This is a genomic window from Sphingobacterium olei (assembly GCF_005048855.1).
Taxonomy (GTDB): Bacteria; Bacteroidota; Bacteroidia; order Sphingobacteriales; family Sphingobacteriaceae; genus Sphingobacterium; species Sphingobacterium olei.
This window is the reverse complement of record NZ_SUME01000003.1, coordinates 560,132-577,364: the sequence shown is the minus strand read 5'-3', so window position 1 is coordinate 577,364 and position 17,233 is coordinate 560,132. Positions and strand designations below refer to the sequence as shown.

The following is a 17,233-nucleotide window of genomic DNA, read 5'->3' as shown; positions in this document are numbered from 1 at the left end:
TTTTCCTTACTCCTCAATCCGTATTTTCATGTTCTCTGATCGGGCATTTACCGTCGGCTCGTACATACACTCCATTTGTGCGATACCACTACTGAACACGCCATTGTTATTGGTTTTTACCTCGTACTCGTAGACGTGGCGGCCTTTTGGTAGATAATCGAAAAAATAATTGGTCGAAGCGTCCCTAATAGTGAAGTAATAGCCTTTCCAAGCTTGATAACCTGAAGGTTGATAAACCGGTTCAAATCCTGCTGCTCTTCCATCACGAAGGTGAACGTAGTTTAGCGGTTCGTTGTTGACGATAGTCAACTGGATTTTGATCTTGTCCCCCGCTTTAAAGGTAGTGCTTTCGACCCATTCCGTATTCTTTTGAACGAGTAGTTTCTTGGAAACAGATAACTCTTTTTTCTCGGAACGGACATCTTCCAACGGTACAAAATACTGATGATAAATTCCGCCGTAGATTTTTCGGTTATTATTATTCGTCACTTGGACAACCTTGTCCATCGCCAATTCTTCCGAAGGCAGCTCTTTGCCGATCTGTCCCAGTACCCTATCATCGGTTGCAACGGCTTGACGGTCTATTTGAATAGTGATTGTATTATCTAACACGAAATCTTTTGGATTGTTTGCTAAGAGCAAAGCATACACAGCATCCACCGTATTCCATGTGGTTTGCCACTGATTGTGCTGCTTACTATAATATATCCATTGGGTGATTAGATCCAATTTTGTCGAATCGAGTTGTTGGTAGGCTTCGACCATATAGCTTTGTAGGCTCATGCTATTGTATCGACTCGCATTGCTTTCCCAGTACATGCCGCGCTCTTGGTCATAGATAACCTCCTGTGTGATCCGGTTCTTGACTTCGATACTGGCAATGCGGTAATCGTATTGGGCATTGACCAACCAGGCCTTTGCGGCCAAACCTGCTGGCTGACCGGCGGTATAGGATGCGGAGAGGTCGATATGCTTGCGTAATTGCTCCGTTTTTACTGCAGGCAGGACATTTCTGTCACTCCATAAGGCGCGTACGTACAGGTAATCTAAGACTAAGCCGGTAGATGCTTTCTCTCGATAGATGGTCGTATCTTGATCCAGAAAATGGATCAATTTATCACTGATGTTGGTGATATTACCTTGAATAAGGAATTGGTCAAGCTTGCCTACTTTTCCAAATATCTCCAGAAGACGAAGAGATATGTGTGTATCGGCCTTACCTCCTTCAAACCAACTGAAAGCCCCATTTGCGAGCTGTGCCTTTTCGAGCTTTTTTTCCAACACTCCAATATCGGAACTGAAATTAGCTTTGAACAGTCTGGCCAGGGATTTAACTTGTTGCTTATCCTGTTGAATTTGCCTAATCCATGGCATTTCCTCAGCAAGGAGCTCGCTCAGTTTACTGTTTTCTTCCAGTTTTGAATCCACTTCATCCGGATTGATATTGTTGAAATAGTTACTGATTGCCGGGTAGTGCTTTTGGATGTATTGCAATATTTTGAGCCCGTACCACTTGCTGGCTGTTTGTTCGTTACATTCGTAAGGATAATTTTTCAGATAATCCAATGCGGAGATAATTTCTAATATTGGGTTGCTTTGTACCTGTATCTTCGCCTGTAGATTGTCCTTTCCTTTAGAACGGATGGTGAAGGTTTTGCTTTGTCCTGCATCCAAAACAATCTTCTCTGTATCGGTCAGCAAGATGCGGTTGGGCAATATAGCCAACTCATGGATTTCTCCATCCGAAAAACCGTCGGTTGCTCCTACCACTTTAATCTGTACGGTTGGATAGCCTTTTGGTATATGCAATGTCCATGACACCGTGCTGTTTCCTTTGGCAGCAGCCGAAAAATCCTGCAAACCATTGTCTGCAAAAAAGGCATGAGAGATCACTTCATTGTTCTCCGGATTGATGATTTCCAATCGTGCGGTGCCGATTTGTACTGTATCAGTTAGGTTTTGCACTTGTGTCTTGATAACAATCTCATCCCCTTCACGCATGAAACGAGGTAAATTCGGACGTACCATCAATTGCTTCTGTGTTTGAGTGAAGAATGATGCCGTACCTGCTTTAAGGTCCTCGGTATGGGCAAACAACATAAGTTTCCAACGTGTCAATGCCTCTGGGCTGTCGAATTCGAAAGTGACATTGCCTTCGTTGTCCGTCAACAGGTTAGGATAGAAAAATGCGGTTTCCTGTAGATTGGCGCGAGCCTGGACTTGGTTTAACTGGGCCAGCTTATGTGCCTCTTTGGTCGTGACAAGAATGACACCATGGGCGGCTTTTGAGCCGTATAGTGCGGTCGCTTCTCTCTGTCTGAGTACCGCCATCTCATGTACGAATTTTGGATCTATGATCTGGTCATAGAGGATTTCGCCGTCTACGACATATAAAGGTGCTGTGGAGTTTTCTGAAGCTGTTCCTCGAATAGTAATTCCTTCGACGCCTTTTGTACTGCCGGTGGCCGATCCTGCCACCTGCTGTATTGTGTTGCCGTACCCCACAGTGACCACTTCATCCAGGGCTGCAAAACTTGTAAAAATCCCTTGCTGTACAATTCCAAAACCAATGAGTACAGGAGGGTTTTCAAAAAGATTGTAATCGCCGGTAGATCTGGCGAAAAGTGTGTTGCTTGATTTTCGGTTATGGAATGCCTGAGAACTCCATCCGGAGTAGATCCTGTACCAATGATGATACGATTCCGTAGCAAAACCGGAAGGAAAGTTATTGCGGGCAAACTGATCCAACGCCGTATCATACATGGAGGCTACGACTTCACCACGTGTAGCTTTATCGTTGTTCTTGACCGTAAAGCTCCATTTCTCTTTCTGTCCCGGTGTAATCTTGTCGCGGAACGTACGAATCTGGATATCGATCGATTTGTCGGTTCTCACAACGGGAATATTGAGCCTTTGTGTTACAATCTTATTTTCCTGTACCATCATCACCTCAAACCAGGTGCCGTACTGGATATCCTGCTCGGTGATGTTGTAGGGATAGGAAGCACGGCCCTTTTTGAAAGGAATAAACTCAACGGGGCTTTTGGTATTGCCCTTTATCTTCCAAAGGTAGATACCAGTACCCTGTTCAAAATCAGTCTGAAAATTTATAATGGCTTGGTCTCCTAAGGTATAGCTGGGTTGATTTGTACGGACGATCAGAAAGTCTTTGTCCGATATTTTCTCATCGTCTTTTGAAAGCACTCGTATGTTCTGACCGGTTTTAATAGTGTCTGCGTCGGTTATCGTGTATGCCTCAATAAAGTATGAACCATACGCATACTTCTCCCCAATCTGAACAGTATCGGTATCATTACTATCAAATGTATAGGTGTCTACCAATGTTTTGGGTCTTTCCGTAATTAAATCCAACTTATCAAAGTACCAGGGGAAGTACTTTTGATAGCTGGTGGTATCCAAAATATGGTAGTCAGCACGAAAATCAAAAATCTTTCGCCCACCCTGGATAATATTGGGACTTTCGTATTTATAGACGTTTATCGTTCCCTTGGCCGCGATGGGATGACCATTGGGATTGCTTGTCTTAACGACCAAATTATTCCATTCTCCTTCTGCCACCTGTCCCGAAGTGACAAACGTTATCCGTAAGGGTCTGTCTGAATAGCTATAGAAACCTAAACTCGTTTGGATTTCGCCCGTTTCATTAATAGCTTCGGCTTGGAACTGCAGGGTAAAGTCTGATTGGTTCCTAAAAATTGTGTCCATAAGCGGGACACGGAAGTAGAACTTACCCATGGCATCGGTCGTTGTAACCGTATCCAAATAGTTGATTTGGCGATAGGTCCGATTATCGTAAAAGGACACCTTATATTTGACGGAGATATGGGATAAACTTGCTCCGGACAGGCTTTCTGCTGTACCCGTGAAGATAGCCGTATCTCGCTTGGTATAGGTTTGCTTGTTTTCGTCAAAACTTACCTTGAAGGTGGGTCTTTTATACTCTTCTACCGAAAATATTTTTTCCGCCAAGCGGTTGTTGCCAATGTGTATTTCTAGGTGAAATGAACCATTTAATGTCTTTTGCGGGATACGAAAGCTGCCATGTGCCGATCCGAAGACATTAGTCGTCAGATCCAGCGTATCGATAGATTGACGGTTAGCGTCTTTTACTATTACTTTTACCAATTGACTTGGCACTACCATCCCTTTCAATACATCTTTTGTGTATACGATGGCTTTAAAGAAAACTTCTTGTCCGGGTCGGTAAATCGCACGGTCTGTAAATAGCAAAGCATCGTTTTGGAGTTTCCCTTCGTCGTTCTCTTCTCGTACATGTTCAGGTATGTTATGTAGATGATCCAATGGGATCAGGTGATTTTCGTCGGGAATGAACAGCAACAGATCTTCTAGATCGTATCGGTTTTTATTGTAATCTGCGAGATAATCAAATTCGCCGTTCTTATTGGTTCGTAATAAACCTACTTTCGCCAGTACCTCCTCTTCAAAATAATAGAGATCTAATCGCTTGTTGTTATAGGGCAAGCCATTTTTTCGGTTTACCATCAAGGTCGTGTATCGGTAATCGATAGCATGGATGCCCTTGGCCTCAATTGTAGGCGAAACAAACACATCGCTTACCACAAGATCTGTCTGTGATACATCCAGATCCTGCCCGTTGTCTTTGAACTGCGGATTGTTGGCTATTAATATGATATAGCTTCCGTAAGATAAGGGGTTGATTTTGAAATTGGTACTGTGGCTCTGATAATCAATAAATGTTTTTAAAGCTATTTCCTCCTCGTAAATCAACTTGGCATCTACGTTTACCTGTTGTGTAATACTATCGTAGACCGTAGTGTATTCCTTGAAATCCTTGGGCGTATTGGTGGTACGGTAAACCTTTATGAATGCCTTGTCTGAATTCAACGCACTGATTTTAAAGGGTATATATTGTTTACTAGGAGCAAAGTTTGGCAATTCAAGCGACAGGGTCTTTTGGGTCAACTCACTGTACAACTTATTCACCCCGTCTAACCAAGGGGAATCCGGATACGCACGAATGGCTTTATCCAGATATGCAACGGCTTCGCCATTTTTCCCTCTGTGTTGTTTTTGTGCGTTAGCAAGGAGAAGCAGAATATATGCATTGTAATCAGTAGGATGTTCCTCCAGTAGTCTTTCGACTTGCTTTTGATGATTCCCTATTTCCCAGACACCATTGTGAGTATAGGGGCGGAAAATAAGATAGGCATATGCATCGCTATAGTTTTTCTCCTTATTCGTTTCTTGTAAGAACTGGATAAAATGCTCGCCCTTATTTTTTTCTGCAGGATAGGAGGAATCTAAAAAATCTAGGTAATTGTAGGTCAACAGATGGTATATGGTTGGAGCTAAGGTTCGGTTTTTGAGATCAGACACCATTGTTTTCCACTTATCAATGGGTTCCTGCATGAGGAGAATTTTATTATCTAATGATATTTTAAAAATGGAATCGATATGGACTTGCCTTTTGTTTGGCTCCCAAGTTAGAAAACCATCGGCAGATTCGACACGACTGTGATACAGGTGCTGAGAAAGAAAAGATGCATACATATTTTGCAATACTTTCTTTTCCAAGGGCGTGGCTTTGTCGATATGGGAAAGTAGATGCTGCTGTATGCGATAAAAAGCTGAATCAGTGCTCATATTGATTGTTAAAGCATATTGTTCTGCCAGCACAGCCCGTATCCATTCAGGGCTGTTGTTTTCTGCTTGGGCTTTCGCTTTTATGGTTGTAATAAGGTGCTGAGTCTGTTGGTAATTTTTGATACTTATCAAGCGGCCAACTTCTTCCCATTGGGCTTTGAAATCCTGACCAATACCAATAAGAGGGAGCAACATCAAAAGGGCGATAACGATTCGTTTCATAAATGCAGATACTAATTCCATACAAAATACTTAATATTTAGGAAGGGGATGCAGATAAATTGAAAATTCCATAAATGAAGGTGGAAATGTACGCGCTTGTCTATTGAATTGTAAAAAAACTGCTATATTGTGTCTAAATATACTACCACCGTAATGAAAAGAAGCCGTTTATATATTGCTTTTGTTTTGGCTATCACCTCTATATTTAGCTATTCGCCATCTATGGCACAACGTACAGAAAAACCACCTCTTCACGGAAAACATTGGATGGCCATTACGGGGAAACCGTTGGCGGCGACAGCCGGAGCAAATCTTTTTCAACAGGGCGGCAATGCGGTGGATGCTGCCTGTGCGATGTTAGCCGCTACCTGCACGATGTGGGATGTACTAAGTTGGGGCGGTGAGACACAGGCATTGATTTACCATCCTAAACACAAAAAGGTTATCGCTATTAACGCGCTGGGGGTAGCTCCTACGGGTGCTACAGTAGATTTTTTTAAATCGAAAGGTTATGAGTTTCCGCCGGAATATGGCCCTCTTGCCGCCGTTACGCCTGGGACGCCAGGGGGACTATGTTATATGTTGGCGCAATATGGAACCAAAAGCTTAGCCGAGGTATTGGCTCCAGCTCTGGAGATGGCGGCAGGATATCCTATAGATGCGCAGACGGCGAACAGCATAGAAAGAGGCAAGAACAGAATCAAGGAATGGCCGTACAGTAAAAGGGTATTTTTAGTGCACGAAGGTGAAGAGCGGGAAGCACCCGAGGCGGGTGAAATTTTCGTGCAGGAGGACCTCCTACAAACACTTTCAAAAATGGTACAAGCCGAAAAGCAAGCTTTGGTTGAAGGAAAAGATCGCAAAGCGGCAATCATGGCTGCTAGCGACCGATTCTACAGGGGCGATATTGCAGATGAATTTGTACGCGGGAGTAGAGAACAAGGAGGTCTAATCACTAAAGAGGACTTAGCCAACTGGCATCCTATCGAGGAAGAACCGTTGCATATCAACTATAAGGGGATAGACGTTTATAAACTACAGGAATGGACCCAAGGCCCTGCGTTGCTCCAGAGCTTGCAGATGCTGAAGAACTTTGACCTACAGGCCATGGGATATAACTCAGCGCCTTATATACATACGCTTTATCAAGTAATGAATCTAGCCTTTGCGGATCGCGACTTCTACTATGGTGACCCCTATTTTCAACCGAAGGCTCCTATGAAGGGACTACTGAGCGAAGTCTATGCTAAGACTCGTGTACAAGAAATCGACGCGCAGCGAAACAATCGGCAAGTGGCCCCTGGTAACCCCTACCCTTTTGAAGGTAAAACCAATCCGTATGAGGCACTCCTGCAACAGCGTAAAGCACAGTATGCACCTTCCACAGAGATGGAAAAGAATTTTGTACCAACACATGACGCTATGCCCTCTACGGCTGCTCTACATGAAGCTTCGGCACAGCATCTGACTTCTTTAGCTACGGATAGTGCTTATATGGACCGATTATGGCGTGGAACAACCACGGTAGAAGCTGCTGATGCAGAGGGCTGGATAGTATCCATTACGCCAAGCGGTGGATGGTTGCCGGCCTGTATCGCCGGGAATACAGGTATAGGCATGAGCCAACGCCTACAGAGCTTTGTACTGGATTCGCTTATCAACCCTTTTAACGTGGTAGCCCCTGGCAAAAGACCACGTGTAACCCTTACGCCTTCTCTTGCCTTAAAGAATGGTGAACCTTACTTGTCTTTCGCCGTGCAAGGAGGTGATACACAAGATCAGAACCTTCTGCAATTTTTTCTGAATATGGTGGAATTCGGCATGACACCGCAGCAAGCCAGTGAAGCTCCGAACGTCAACAGCAACCAACTTTGGCTCTCTTTGGGCGGTACGCAAATCGACGACAGAAGACCTCGAGCCGGCAGTATGCTGCTGGACAAACGTACATCCCAAGAGGTCATAAAGCGGCTCAAAACAATGGGCTATAACATCCAATTGGCTGAGCGGACAAGTGGCCCTATCAACGCCATTTACTTCGATCAGAAACATGGCACGCTCTGGGGTGGCAGCAGTAACAATGGCGAGGATTATGGAATTGGATGGTAGTAGTCGAGTCAAAATCCAAAATTAAGGAAAACTGCCTATCTTTGATTTGTTTAAGTCTTATTGCTATGGAAACAGTGGAATCAATTCTTCAATATTATCAAAACACGAATAAGGAGATACCTACAGATATTTTATTGCCTAAGGGGGAAACAAGCCATTTCAATATTTTGGAATCAATGAACTGCTTATTGACTTTTCCTTATATGCGCAGGAATTATTACAAAATTTGTTTAGTCGACAATTCCTTGGTTTATCAAATGGGCGATCGTAAGATCGAGATCGATGGTCCTTGTATCGTATTTTCAAATCCTACCCTCGCCTACAGCCTCGAACGTAAATATGAATGCAATCGACGGAAGGGATATATCTGCCTATTTAATGAAGATTATTTGACTGGGGATTTGAAGGCGGTTCTGCTTAAACTGAATGCCCTTTATCAGGATGATGTTTTCCCATATATCAAGTTGACAAATGAAGAGTATGAGATGTTTTCCTTGTATTTCAAAGGATTGCGAGATGAATACACCGGAAGTTTTGAATACCGAAAAGAGATTATTGTTAATCTCTTACGGTTAATTATATACCTCGCGATCAAGATCCAATTACAGCATTGTCCGGAGCTGAAACAGCAGGATTTTAGCGACCGCTTGGTTCGGGCATTTATGAAATTATTGGACGGACAGTTTCCCGTGGATTCACCGAAACACAGTATTCATTTTAAGACACCTGCAGAATTTGCGGACAAGTTGAATGTGCATGTAAACCATTTAAACCATAGTTTAAAAACCGGTACAGGAAAGTCCACCACACATCTTATTCAAGAGCGAATCGTTACAGAAGCAATGGATCTGTTGAAAAACACAGATTGGAGCATTAGCGAAATTGGAAATAGCCTGGGATTTGAATACCCTCAGCATTTTAGTCATTTCCTGAAAAAACATACCGGACAAAACCCATCCTTTTATAAAAAAGCTAATATTTTGAATATTTCCGCTATAAATAAATTCTCATAGGCTGAGGAGAACCGAGCTTGCAAGCTCACCTTAGGTAAACCACGAAGTTTGAATTATGTAAAAACTTGTTTGAAGTGAGTATATAGGAATTCACCTGCAGCATCTAATTTTGCTCCATATTAAAATCCGTATATGAAACTCTTAAAAAAAGAACACGAACAAGTTGCGAGTGTTTTAGCTTTTGCTTTAATTCCGATTTCTGGGTTGGCGATGGATGTTTACCTGCCGTCATTTCCGGATATGGCATCAGATCTTCAAACTTCCGCATCCAACATCAAATTAACACTAAGTATTTATTTAATTACCTACGGTATATCGCAATTGTTTGTCGGCAGTGTCGTCGATAGTTTTGGTCGCTATCGGATCAATATACTGTCAATATTGATTTTTACGATTACCTCGATGGCCATCATATTTGCCCCGAATGTATATTGGATTTTTGGGTACCGCTTTCTACAGGGAGTCGCGATTTCTTTTATCGTGGTCTGTAAGCGGTCATTTTTCATAGATGTGTATACGGGTGACAAACGAAAACATTATACGAGTATGCTGACAGTCGTCTGGGCTACTGCACCAATATTAGCCCCATTTCTAGGCGGTTACCTCCAGGAATACGTGGGATGGAGGGCAAATTTTTATTTCTTGTTCTTTTATGGACTGATTATGTTATTGCTGGAGATACGGTATAGCGGGGAAACGATCAAAAGCAGACAACCTTTTGATTTAAAAAGCATCATTAAAGTTTACAAAAAGCTATTATCACACGTAGATTTTACTGTTGGAGTAATCTTATTGGGTTTTAGTTATACTATGGTGATGGTATTCGGAATGAGCATCCCATTTATTGTAGAGCATTCCTACCATCTGAGCCCAATCGTCTCTGGTTACAGTGCATTGTTATCTGGTGTCGCGATATTTCTGGGAGGGATTTCAGGAAAATTATTGATCAATAGACCTTTTTATCAAAAGCTCTTTGTTGCGAATATGATCCAGATGATTACGGCTTTACTGATGTTTTTCAGCGCAGATCTTTCGATCGGTCTTCCGGGTTTATTATTGTTTGTATTTATTATTCACCTATGTCAGGGCTTTACTTATAATGTCTATTTTACGTATTGTATCACTCGGTTTCCTGAAAATGCAGGTACATCCAGTGGAATTGCCAGTGGAGTATGTTATATCATTTTTTCCTTTTTGAGTTATGTGATAGCCAATTTCTTAAATGTTCAGGATCAATTTGGACTCGCTATTTCCTATATGTTTTGTATCGGCGTTATTCTACTATTGCTGTTGATATTTAAACCTGCGATAAGTAGCCAGGTTTCGTTACAAGGGGAATAGATTAAAAAAGCGATCAAGTAAAATATTATTTTATTTAATCGCTTGTAGAACCTGCCTTTTAAAAGTGCCCTATCGTAAATTTACCATTGGAACACAACCGAGGTGCCATCTGGCTTATTATCAAATCTCACGAGGTAAGTCTTTGTGTGTGGATCCCAATTCTTCTCCGATAATACTTCTATATCAGCATTATCTCTCCAGTTCAAATTGAGATAAAACCGCATATTGAGCGGCATAGGCAAACATAAACATTGCCTCGACATTATTTTTTTCGCTATCCTCATTCCAGCCGGCTAGTAAGTTCGTCGGCAAATATCCCTGATTTAGGTGGTTATCATAACTGTAGTCTAGATTCTTTTGAAAAGCCTCGAGATAGCTGGATGCGCTTTCGTGAATGGGTAATACATCCATGTAGCCGCGCATCAATACCCCATTAAACCAGTTATTGAAACCTTTGGTAGTGAAAGAGTATAGGTCAGACACCGTCGTACCCAGCTTAGCAAAATGCTGAAAACTAGCATCGGACAATTTACTAATATCTGCTATATAAGCCTTATTTTTAGTAGCTCTATACAGGTCTGCACCACCGGATAGCATGGTACCGCTATTGTAACTGTATGCGGTTCCGACAGGGTCGGTCAATACCGTACTTGCTCTGTATTTTACGCCTTTTACCGTTTCATATCTGATCTTGCAATCTGGCTGACATCCGCCCATCATATCCGCATATACTCCTTGTGCTGTAAGCAAATGCCGCTTCTGCCAATCGTAAATTTTCTGTGCAAAGGAAAGATAATAATCGCTCTTTTTCTCTTGTTTTGTCTTACGGGTCTTTTTATCTTTCGCGTCGATATACCTATATTCTATCTTATCCGACTTCCCTTTATACAATTCATGGAGCCACACGAGCGGACTGATCATTGGGCCATTGCTACATGCATGCTTGGTTACATAACCGGGTCCCCAAGGTATACCGCCAATCTCATTTCCTGTGGCATCGCGTCCGCTGTCCCACCCGTCGAGTACATAGGCTGTAAGATATTCTGCATGTTCTAAATAAGATTTTTGTCCCGTGAGCTTATATGCTTCTATAAATTCACGTATGAGCCACATCTGATCGTCATAAACGTTCAATACCCCTGTTACATTGGCCTTCCCTTTTTCGTTAACCCGATCTACGGCATAGACAGTCCACTCCTTCGTTTGAGTAAAAGAAACCAGATTAAAGGTTCCCAGATAGTATGCCGCATTGTTATACAATTGGTTTAATAGCGCAGTATATCGGCTATAGTGTTTGTCGTACAGCGCTGTATTCCCGTTTTCATTTTGTGTTTTCAGGCCTTTTAAAATTGCATTAACTGCTTCAATGGAAGCACCGTACATCCACACGCTTCCTCTTTCGGATAAACGTACCTTGGTAAAAGGATTGTAAAACCGTCCCATTTCCATATCTTCCCCTTTAAAATGACTTTCTAGTGTTTGATCCACTAGTTGCATCGCACGGTTTAAGTTTCGTGTCGCGGGATCTTCCTGATTTGTTACGGAAAAGGTGTTATTGGATATCTGCTCGGGAGATACGATAAACCCATAAAAACCTGTAGCTGTGGCCATAGCTACGATAATAATAGAACACAAACCGAAATCACGTCGTAACTTATTTGCTTTATTTTTCATCTATTTATTATTATTCTATTATTTCTCAATGGAACTTATGAATGCATAAAAACAAACATTTCATATCTTAAAATTTATAAATTCAACTACAATATTAGGCCATTAAATTCCCGATTAAAACTGGGTTAAATGAAAAAGAAAAACATTAATGATAACGAATTAACAGTTCTAACTATGGTTCTTTATCTCATCTAAATACTGAACATCATTCAAGTCAAAAGGGGTTTCTTGGTAGACAAAATAATTCAACCAGTTGTTGAAAAGTAAATTCGCATGACTTGTCCAGCAGACTAACGGACGGTTCTTGGGATTATTGCCCATGTAATAGTTCTGAGGTACGTTTAGCGGAAGTCCTTTCTCCAAGTCTCTCATATATTCTTCATGAAGGGTAAGTGGCGCATACTCCGAATGTCCAGTAAGATAAAACTCACGCCCCCCTCTAGAAGATACGATTGCCACTCCTGCATCCTCAGACTCGGACAAGATCGAGATCCCTTCCTTATTTTCCAAATCTGCTTTTAGCATCGTCGTATGTCTACTATGTGGAATAAAAAATTCATCATCGAAACCTCTAAACAAAGCGTCTCTTTTTTCTGTGGCGGTATGTTTAAAAACGCCAAACAGCTTTTTGTCCAACGGTATTTTTTCTACACCATAAAAATGATAGAGAGCTGCCTGAGAGGCCCAGCAGATATACAGCGTGGAGGTGACATGCTTTCTCGCCCAATCGAAGATTGTTGTGATTTCATCCCAATAGGTTACTTCCTCAAATTTCAACATTTCTACCGGAGCACCAGTGATGATCATCCCATCATAAAAATTCTCTTTTATCTCACTAAATCCTTTATAGAACATTTCAAGGTGTTCTTCCGATGTATTTTTAGGTGTATGGGTGTCCAGTCTCAAAAACTCTACTTCTACCTGAAGCGGATTGTTGGAAAGTAATCTCACAAAATCGGTCTCTGTAGATATTTTAAGTGGCATCAAATTAAGTATAAGCACACGCATGGGCCGAATATCTTGTGCATTGGCTCTCAAGTCGCTCATCACAAATATATTTTCCTTTTTTAGAAGCTCTATGGCTGGCAGATTATTTGGTATCTTGACTGGCATATTCTATTTTATTGCGCTTTATTTTACGACAAAAATATAAAGAATAAACGGGAACTTAAAAATTCAGCATACAGACTTTAGCTTTGTGCAGCCGTGCATACCTTTCTTAGTCCTCCCCTTTTTAATAATCAACCTACCAAAGAGTCTGCGTAACTACATGGACATGTTATTTATTGACGTTACAGCAACTATATATAGTCAGTACGACTATCAAAATATATGTACATTTGATATATTAAAAATTTTCTAATACCTTTAGCTAACTAATTTATAAATCAAATAAAAAAATGAACAAAGCAGATTTAATAAAACATGTAGCTTCGGAAAGTGGTATTTCCCAAGCTCAGGCAGAAAAAGCAATCAACAGTTTTACTTCTGGCATTCAACAATCCTTGACTACAGGAGAAACCGTAACATTGATTGGTTTTGGATCGTTCTCTGTGAGTGAACGCGCAGCACGTAATGGACGTAATCCGCAAACCGGTGCAGTTCTAAAAATCCCGGCTAAAAAATTGCCGAAATTCTCGGCGGGGAAAGCATTAAAAGAAGCAGTAGCCGGACCGGTAAAAAAAGCAAAGAAAAAGTAACACACTACAGTATTTTGGCACGAATATTGCAACTTAGTTACTTCATAATTTAGGTTAATAATTGGTTTAATCCTCTAACATCGCCCGGTGTTGGAGGATTTGTTTTTTACGGAAAATTCAGTAGCTTAGAACAAGATTGACCATTTGGACAATCTTTCGTGTTAATTAATAAAAGATGGTGACATATAAGTAACGACCTAATCGACGGAATCTACATGAAAAAATATTTGTTCATCGCTATGGCTATCGCTTATTGTAGTTCCTGCAATTTATCGAACGAGAAAGAGGTTTCACGTATTGAAAAGCGAGATAACATTTTAAAGAATATTATTCCTCCTACTATTTCAGAAAATGTGATGCTTTTAACACACTTCGGAGCGATCGGTGATTCGTTGACGGACTGTAAACCTGCTTTCGACAAAGCAATCGAAATGTGTAAAGAACAAAAAGGAGGAAAAATTATTGTGTCCGAAGGAATCTACCTTATTAATGGCCCAATTCATTTAACCGACAACGTATGCATAGAGTTGCAGAAAGGATCGAAATTGGTTTTTGGATCAACTCCCTCCGACTATCTTCCGGTCGTACTTACCAGCTGGGAAGGAACTTTTTTATATAACTACAGCCCATTTATTTACGGCTATCAATTGGAGAATATCGCAATAATAGGTGAAGGCACTATTGACGGAAACGCACGCGATTCATTTAGCAAGTGGGCTGAACATCAAAAAGAAAGTCAGCTTCTAAGCCGCCAAATGAACCATGAAAATACTCCTTTAAAGGAACGAATATTCGGATCAGGTCATTTTCTTCGTCCGCATTTAATTCAGTTTTTTGAGTGTAAGAATATTCTAATCGAAGGTGTTACCATAGAAAATTCTCCATTCTGGTGTGTTCATCTTTTGAAATCTGAAAACATCACTGCCCGAAAAGTAAAATTTAACGCGTTCAACAGAAATAATGACGGCTTTGATCCAGAATATTCGAAAAACATATTGATTGAAGATATTGAGTTCAACAATGCTGATGACAATGTTGCTATTAAAGCGGGACGTGATTATGAAGGAAGAAAAACAGGAATTCCATCAGAAAACATTATCATACGCAATTGTAGATTTAAAGGTTTGCACGGCGTAGTCATCGGAAGCGAGATGTCGGCAGGAGTGCAAAATATATTTGTTGAAAATTGCACATATGGTGGTTACTGTAAGCGTGGCATTTATTTAAAATCAAATCCCGATCGTGGAGGTTTTATTCGTGATATTTACGTAAATGATGTGGAATTCGGTGAAGTGGAAGATCTTTTCTATATAACGGCTTATTACCATGGCGAAGGAAAAGGATTTGAAACCGACATCCGAAATATATTTGTGGATAACATAAGATGTAGAAAAGCAACCAAATCAGGTTTAGTTATCCAAGGGTATCCTTCAAAAAAGGTGTCAGATATTTACTTTTCCAATATACGTATAGATTCCTGTTCCACTGCAATGAGTTTTACAAATACAGAAAACATTGTGTTTAATGATATCATTATTGGACAGGAGGTAAAAATACCATCACACGCAAAATAAGATTGCACACATTTAAATGTGCAATCAATAGTATATTAACGAACAAGAGTATATTGCTTAATTCAACTCAAATTTATATCCAACCCCCTTCACCGTGGCCACATAATTCTCACCTATTTTTTCACGCAATTTACGGATATGTACATCTATAGTTCTATTTGTCACTACTACAGAATCTTCCCAAATAGCCTTCAAAATCTGTTCTCGTGTGAACACTTTATTGGGTTTCGACGCTAAGAGATATAAAAGCTCAAACTCTTTTTTTGCTAAAACAATTTTTTCATTAGCGCGATACACCAAAAACGAATCACGATCGATGATCAAGTCCATGATGTCAAGTTTGTCCGTTTCTTCTTCTACCGATTCAGAAGCATTTCTCCGTAGTATTGCATTAATACGGGACATCAATGCACGCGGCTTAATTGGTTTTGCAATATAATCGTCAGCTCCAACATGAAATCCCGCTATTTCAGAATACTCCTCACTCCTAGCCGTCAAAAACACCATAAATGTATGTTTAAATTCTGGCAAAGAGCGCATAATACGGCATGCTTCGATGCCATCCATTACCGGCATCATGACATCTAAGATAATTAAATCGGGATTTACTTCTTTAGCCCTTTCAATCGCTAACTTTCCATTGGCGGCTGTGTAAACCTGATAACCTTCTCTTTCTAAGTTATAAGATATCAAGTCTAAGATATCCTTTTCGTCATCTACCACAAGTATTTTCTGCTTGACGCTCATATTTATTTTTTTAATAAAAGTATGTACTTTATGGTAAGATAAAGTTAAAGAAATGTTATGAAATTGTTAAGCCTTAAAATAAACTTAATAAATTAATAAAGTGCTTCTAATTTAACGCTTTACTCAAAAAATCGCCCAGTTCTTTACCGCGCAAATTTTTAGCAGCGATGTTCCCGTTAGCATCAACCAAAACAGATGCTGGGATTGCCATTATTCTATACATAAGCACCAGATCAGAATTCCAAGCTTTCAAATCCGAGATATTTGTCCATGTTAACTTATCTTCTTCGATGGCGCGCATCCATGAACCTGGGTTATTATCAAAAGATACACCCAATACGGCAAATCCCTTATCTCTGTATTGATCGTATAAACGCACAATATTAGGATTCTCTTTACGACAGGGCACACACCATGATGCCCAGAAATCTATCAATGTCAATTTACCCCTGTAATCAGACAGCTTCACGATTCTATTGTCCGGCGTATACGCCTCAAATTCGGGTGCCGGTTGTCCTACAGCCAGTATCTTCAACTTTGCAGCCTCTTCCTTAAATTGGTTTACATATCTATTTTCAGTAAACTGATCATGTATCTGCTCCGCATATGCAATGATCTCTTGCTCAGCAATCTCAGGATCTAGCGTGCTAACAGCATAGAAACCCGCTAAATTTTGATTTTCATTGGCAAATTCGACAACTTTCTTCGTATAATAATTTAGCTCTTGCTTAAATGATGTAAGGTATTCTGAACGCAGATTTTCAATTTCGATTTCCGATTTTCCCGCGGTAGCTTTTACAAAGGAAGCCTGTAGGGAATCCTGAATAAGTTCTTTCCGACGTTTTGTAGGTGCGAATTCCTTTAATTTTGATGACAGTTCGGATCCGACGATATCGTATTGCTCTGGATTTTGAAGGTCGGTCACAAATTGAATCTTTTCTCCAGGTATCAATATAATAGGGTATCTATTTTTTCCTAATTCGACAGACAACAATCTCGGTTGTGTAGCTTGCCGCTCGAATTTAAATTTATGATGATCACCTAAAAAAACAGAATCCAACTTACGATCACCTTCATAAAATGCAACTACCCTGATATTGCCCGGATTATTTATTTGTCCGGAAATAGAGATCACATCTTTTTGACTACAACTCCACAACGCGTTGAGCGCAATTACACCTACAACAAATCTTATTACCTTCATGCTTTA

10 protein-coding genes are annotated in these 17,233 nt (G+C 40.6%); 5 read left to right on the top strand and 5 right to left on the bottom strand.

The window, feature by feature from the left end:
* Positions 1–6: 6 nt before the first annotated feature.
* Positions 7–5,889: an alpha-2-macroglobulin family protein gene (locus FAZ15_RS09735; protein ID WP_136901110.1), complete on the bottom strand. Its 5,883-nt coding sequence runs from the start codon at positions 5,887–5,889 to the stop codon at positions 7–9.
* 132 nt (positions 5,890–6,021) lie between these two features.
* Between FAZ15_RS09735 and FAZ15_RS09730 the strand changes: the two genes are divergently transcribed.
* The 3 genes from FAZ15_RS09730 to FAZ15_RS09720 all read left to right on the top strand — a co-directional run bounded on the left by FAZ15_RS09730 (position 6,022) and on the right by FAZ15_RS09720 (position 10,328).
* Positions 6,022–7,974: a gamma-glutamyltransferase family protein gene (locus tag FAZ15_RS09730; RefSeq protein WP_136901109.1), complete on the top strand. Its 1,953-nt coding sequence runs from the start codon at positions 6,022–6,024 to the stop codon at positions 7,972–7,974.
* 65 nt (positions 7,975–8,039) lie between these two features.
* A complete protein-coding gene (locus FAZ15_RS09725) occupies positions 8,040–8,987 on the top strand; it encodes a helix-turn-helix domain-containing protein (protein WP_162304912.1) in 948 nt (315 codons plus the stop codon).
* A 132-nt stretch (positions 8,988–9,119) separates the two neighbouring features.
* Positions 9,120–10,328 (top strand): MFS transporter, encoded by a 1,209-nt coding sequence (locus FAZ15_RS09720; protein WP_136901107.1) that lies wholly within the window; start codon positions 9,120–9,122, stop codon positions 10,326–10,328.
* Between the two features lie 189 nt (positions 10,329–10,517).
* Here FAZ15_RS09720 and FAZ15_RS09715 read toward each other — a convergent pair whose 3' ends face one another.
* On the bottom strand, positions 10,518–12,002 hold the full coding sequence (locus FAZ15_RS09715) for a glycoside hydrolase family 76 protein (RefSeq protein WP_202912356.1): 1,485 nt from the start codon (positions 12,000–12,002) through the stop codon (positions 10,518–10,520).
* A 168-nt stretch (positions 12,003–12,170) separates the two neighbouring features.
* On the bottom strand, positions 12,171–13,115 hold the full coding sequence (metA, locus tag FAZ15_RS09710; protein WP_136901106.1) for a homoserine O-acetyltransferase MetA: 945 nt from the start codon (positions 13,113–13,115) through the stop codon (positions 12,171–12,173).
* 287 nt (positions 13,116–13,402) lie between these two features.
* Between metA and FAZ15_RS09705 the strand changes: the two genes are divergently transcribed.
* Both FAZ15_RS09705 and FAZ15_RS09700 read left to right on the top strand, forming a co-directional pair.
* The gene (locus FAZ15_RS09705; RefSeq protein WP_136901105.1) at positions 13,403–13,702 is read left to right on the top strand and encodes an HU family DNA-binding protein; all 300 of its coding nucleotides are present in this window, start codon (positions 13,403–13,405) and stop codon (positions 13,700–13,702) included.
* A 215-nt stretch (positions 13,703–13,917) separates the two neighbouring features.
* Positions 13,918–15,276, top strand: a complete 1,359-nt coding sequence (locus tag FAZ15_RS09700) for a glycoside hydrolase family 28 protein (RefSeq protein WP_136901104.1) — start codon at positions 13,918–13,920, stop codon at positions 15,274–15,276.
* A gap of 57 nt (positions 15,277–15,333) precedes the next feature.
* Here the strand turns inward: FAZ15_RS09700 and FAZ15_RS09695 are convergent, their stop codons facing one another.
* Both FAZ15_RS09695 and FAZ15_RS09690 read right to left on the bottom strand, forming a co-directional pair.
* Entirely contained in the window at positions 15,334–16,023 is a 690-nt protein-coding gene (locus tag FAZ15_RS09695; RefSeq protein ID WP_136901103.1) for a response regulator transcription factor, read from the bottom strand.
* A 106-nt stretch (positions 16,024–16,129) separates the two neighbouring features.
* Positions 16,130–17,227 (bottom strand): TlpA family protein disulfide reductase, encoded by a 1,098-nt coding sequence (locus tag FAZ15_RS09690; RefSeq protein ID WP_136901102.1) that lies wholly within the window; start codon positions 17,225–17,227, stop codon positions 16,130–16,132.
* Positions 17,228–17,233 lie beyond the last annotated feature (6 nt).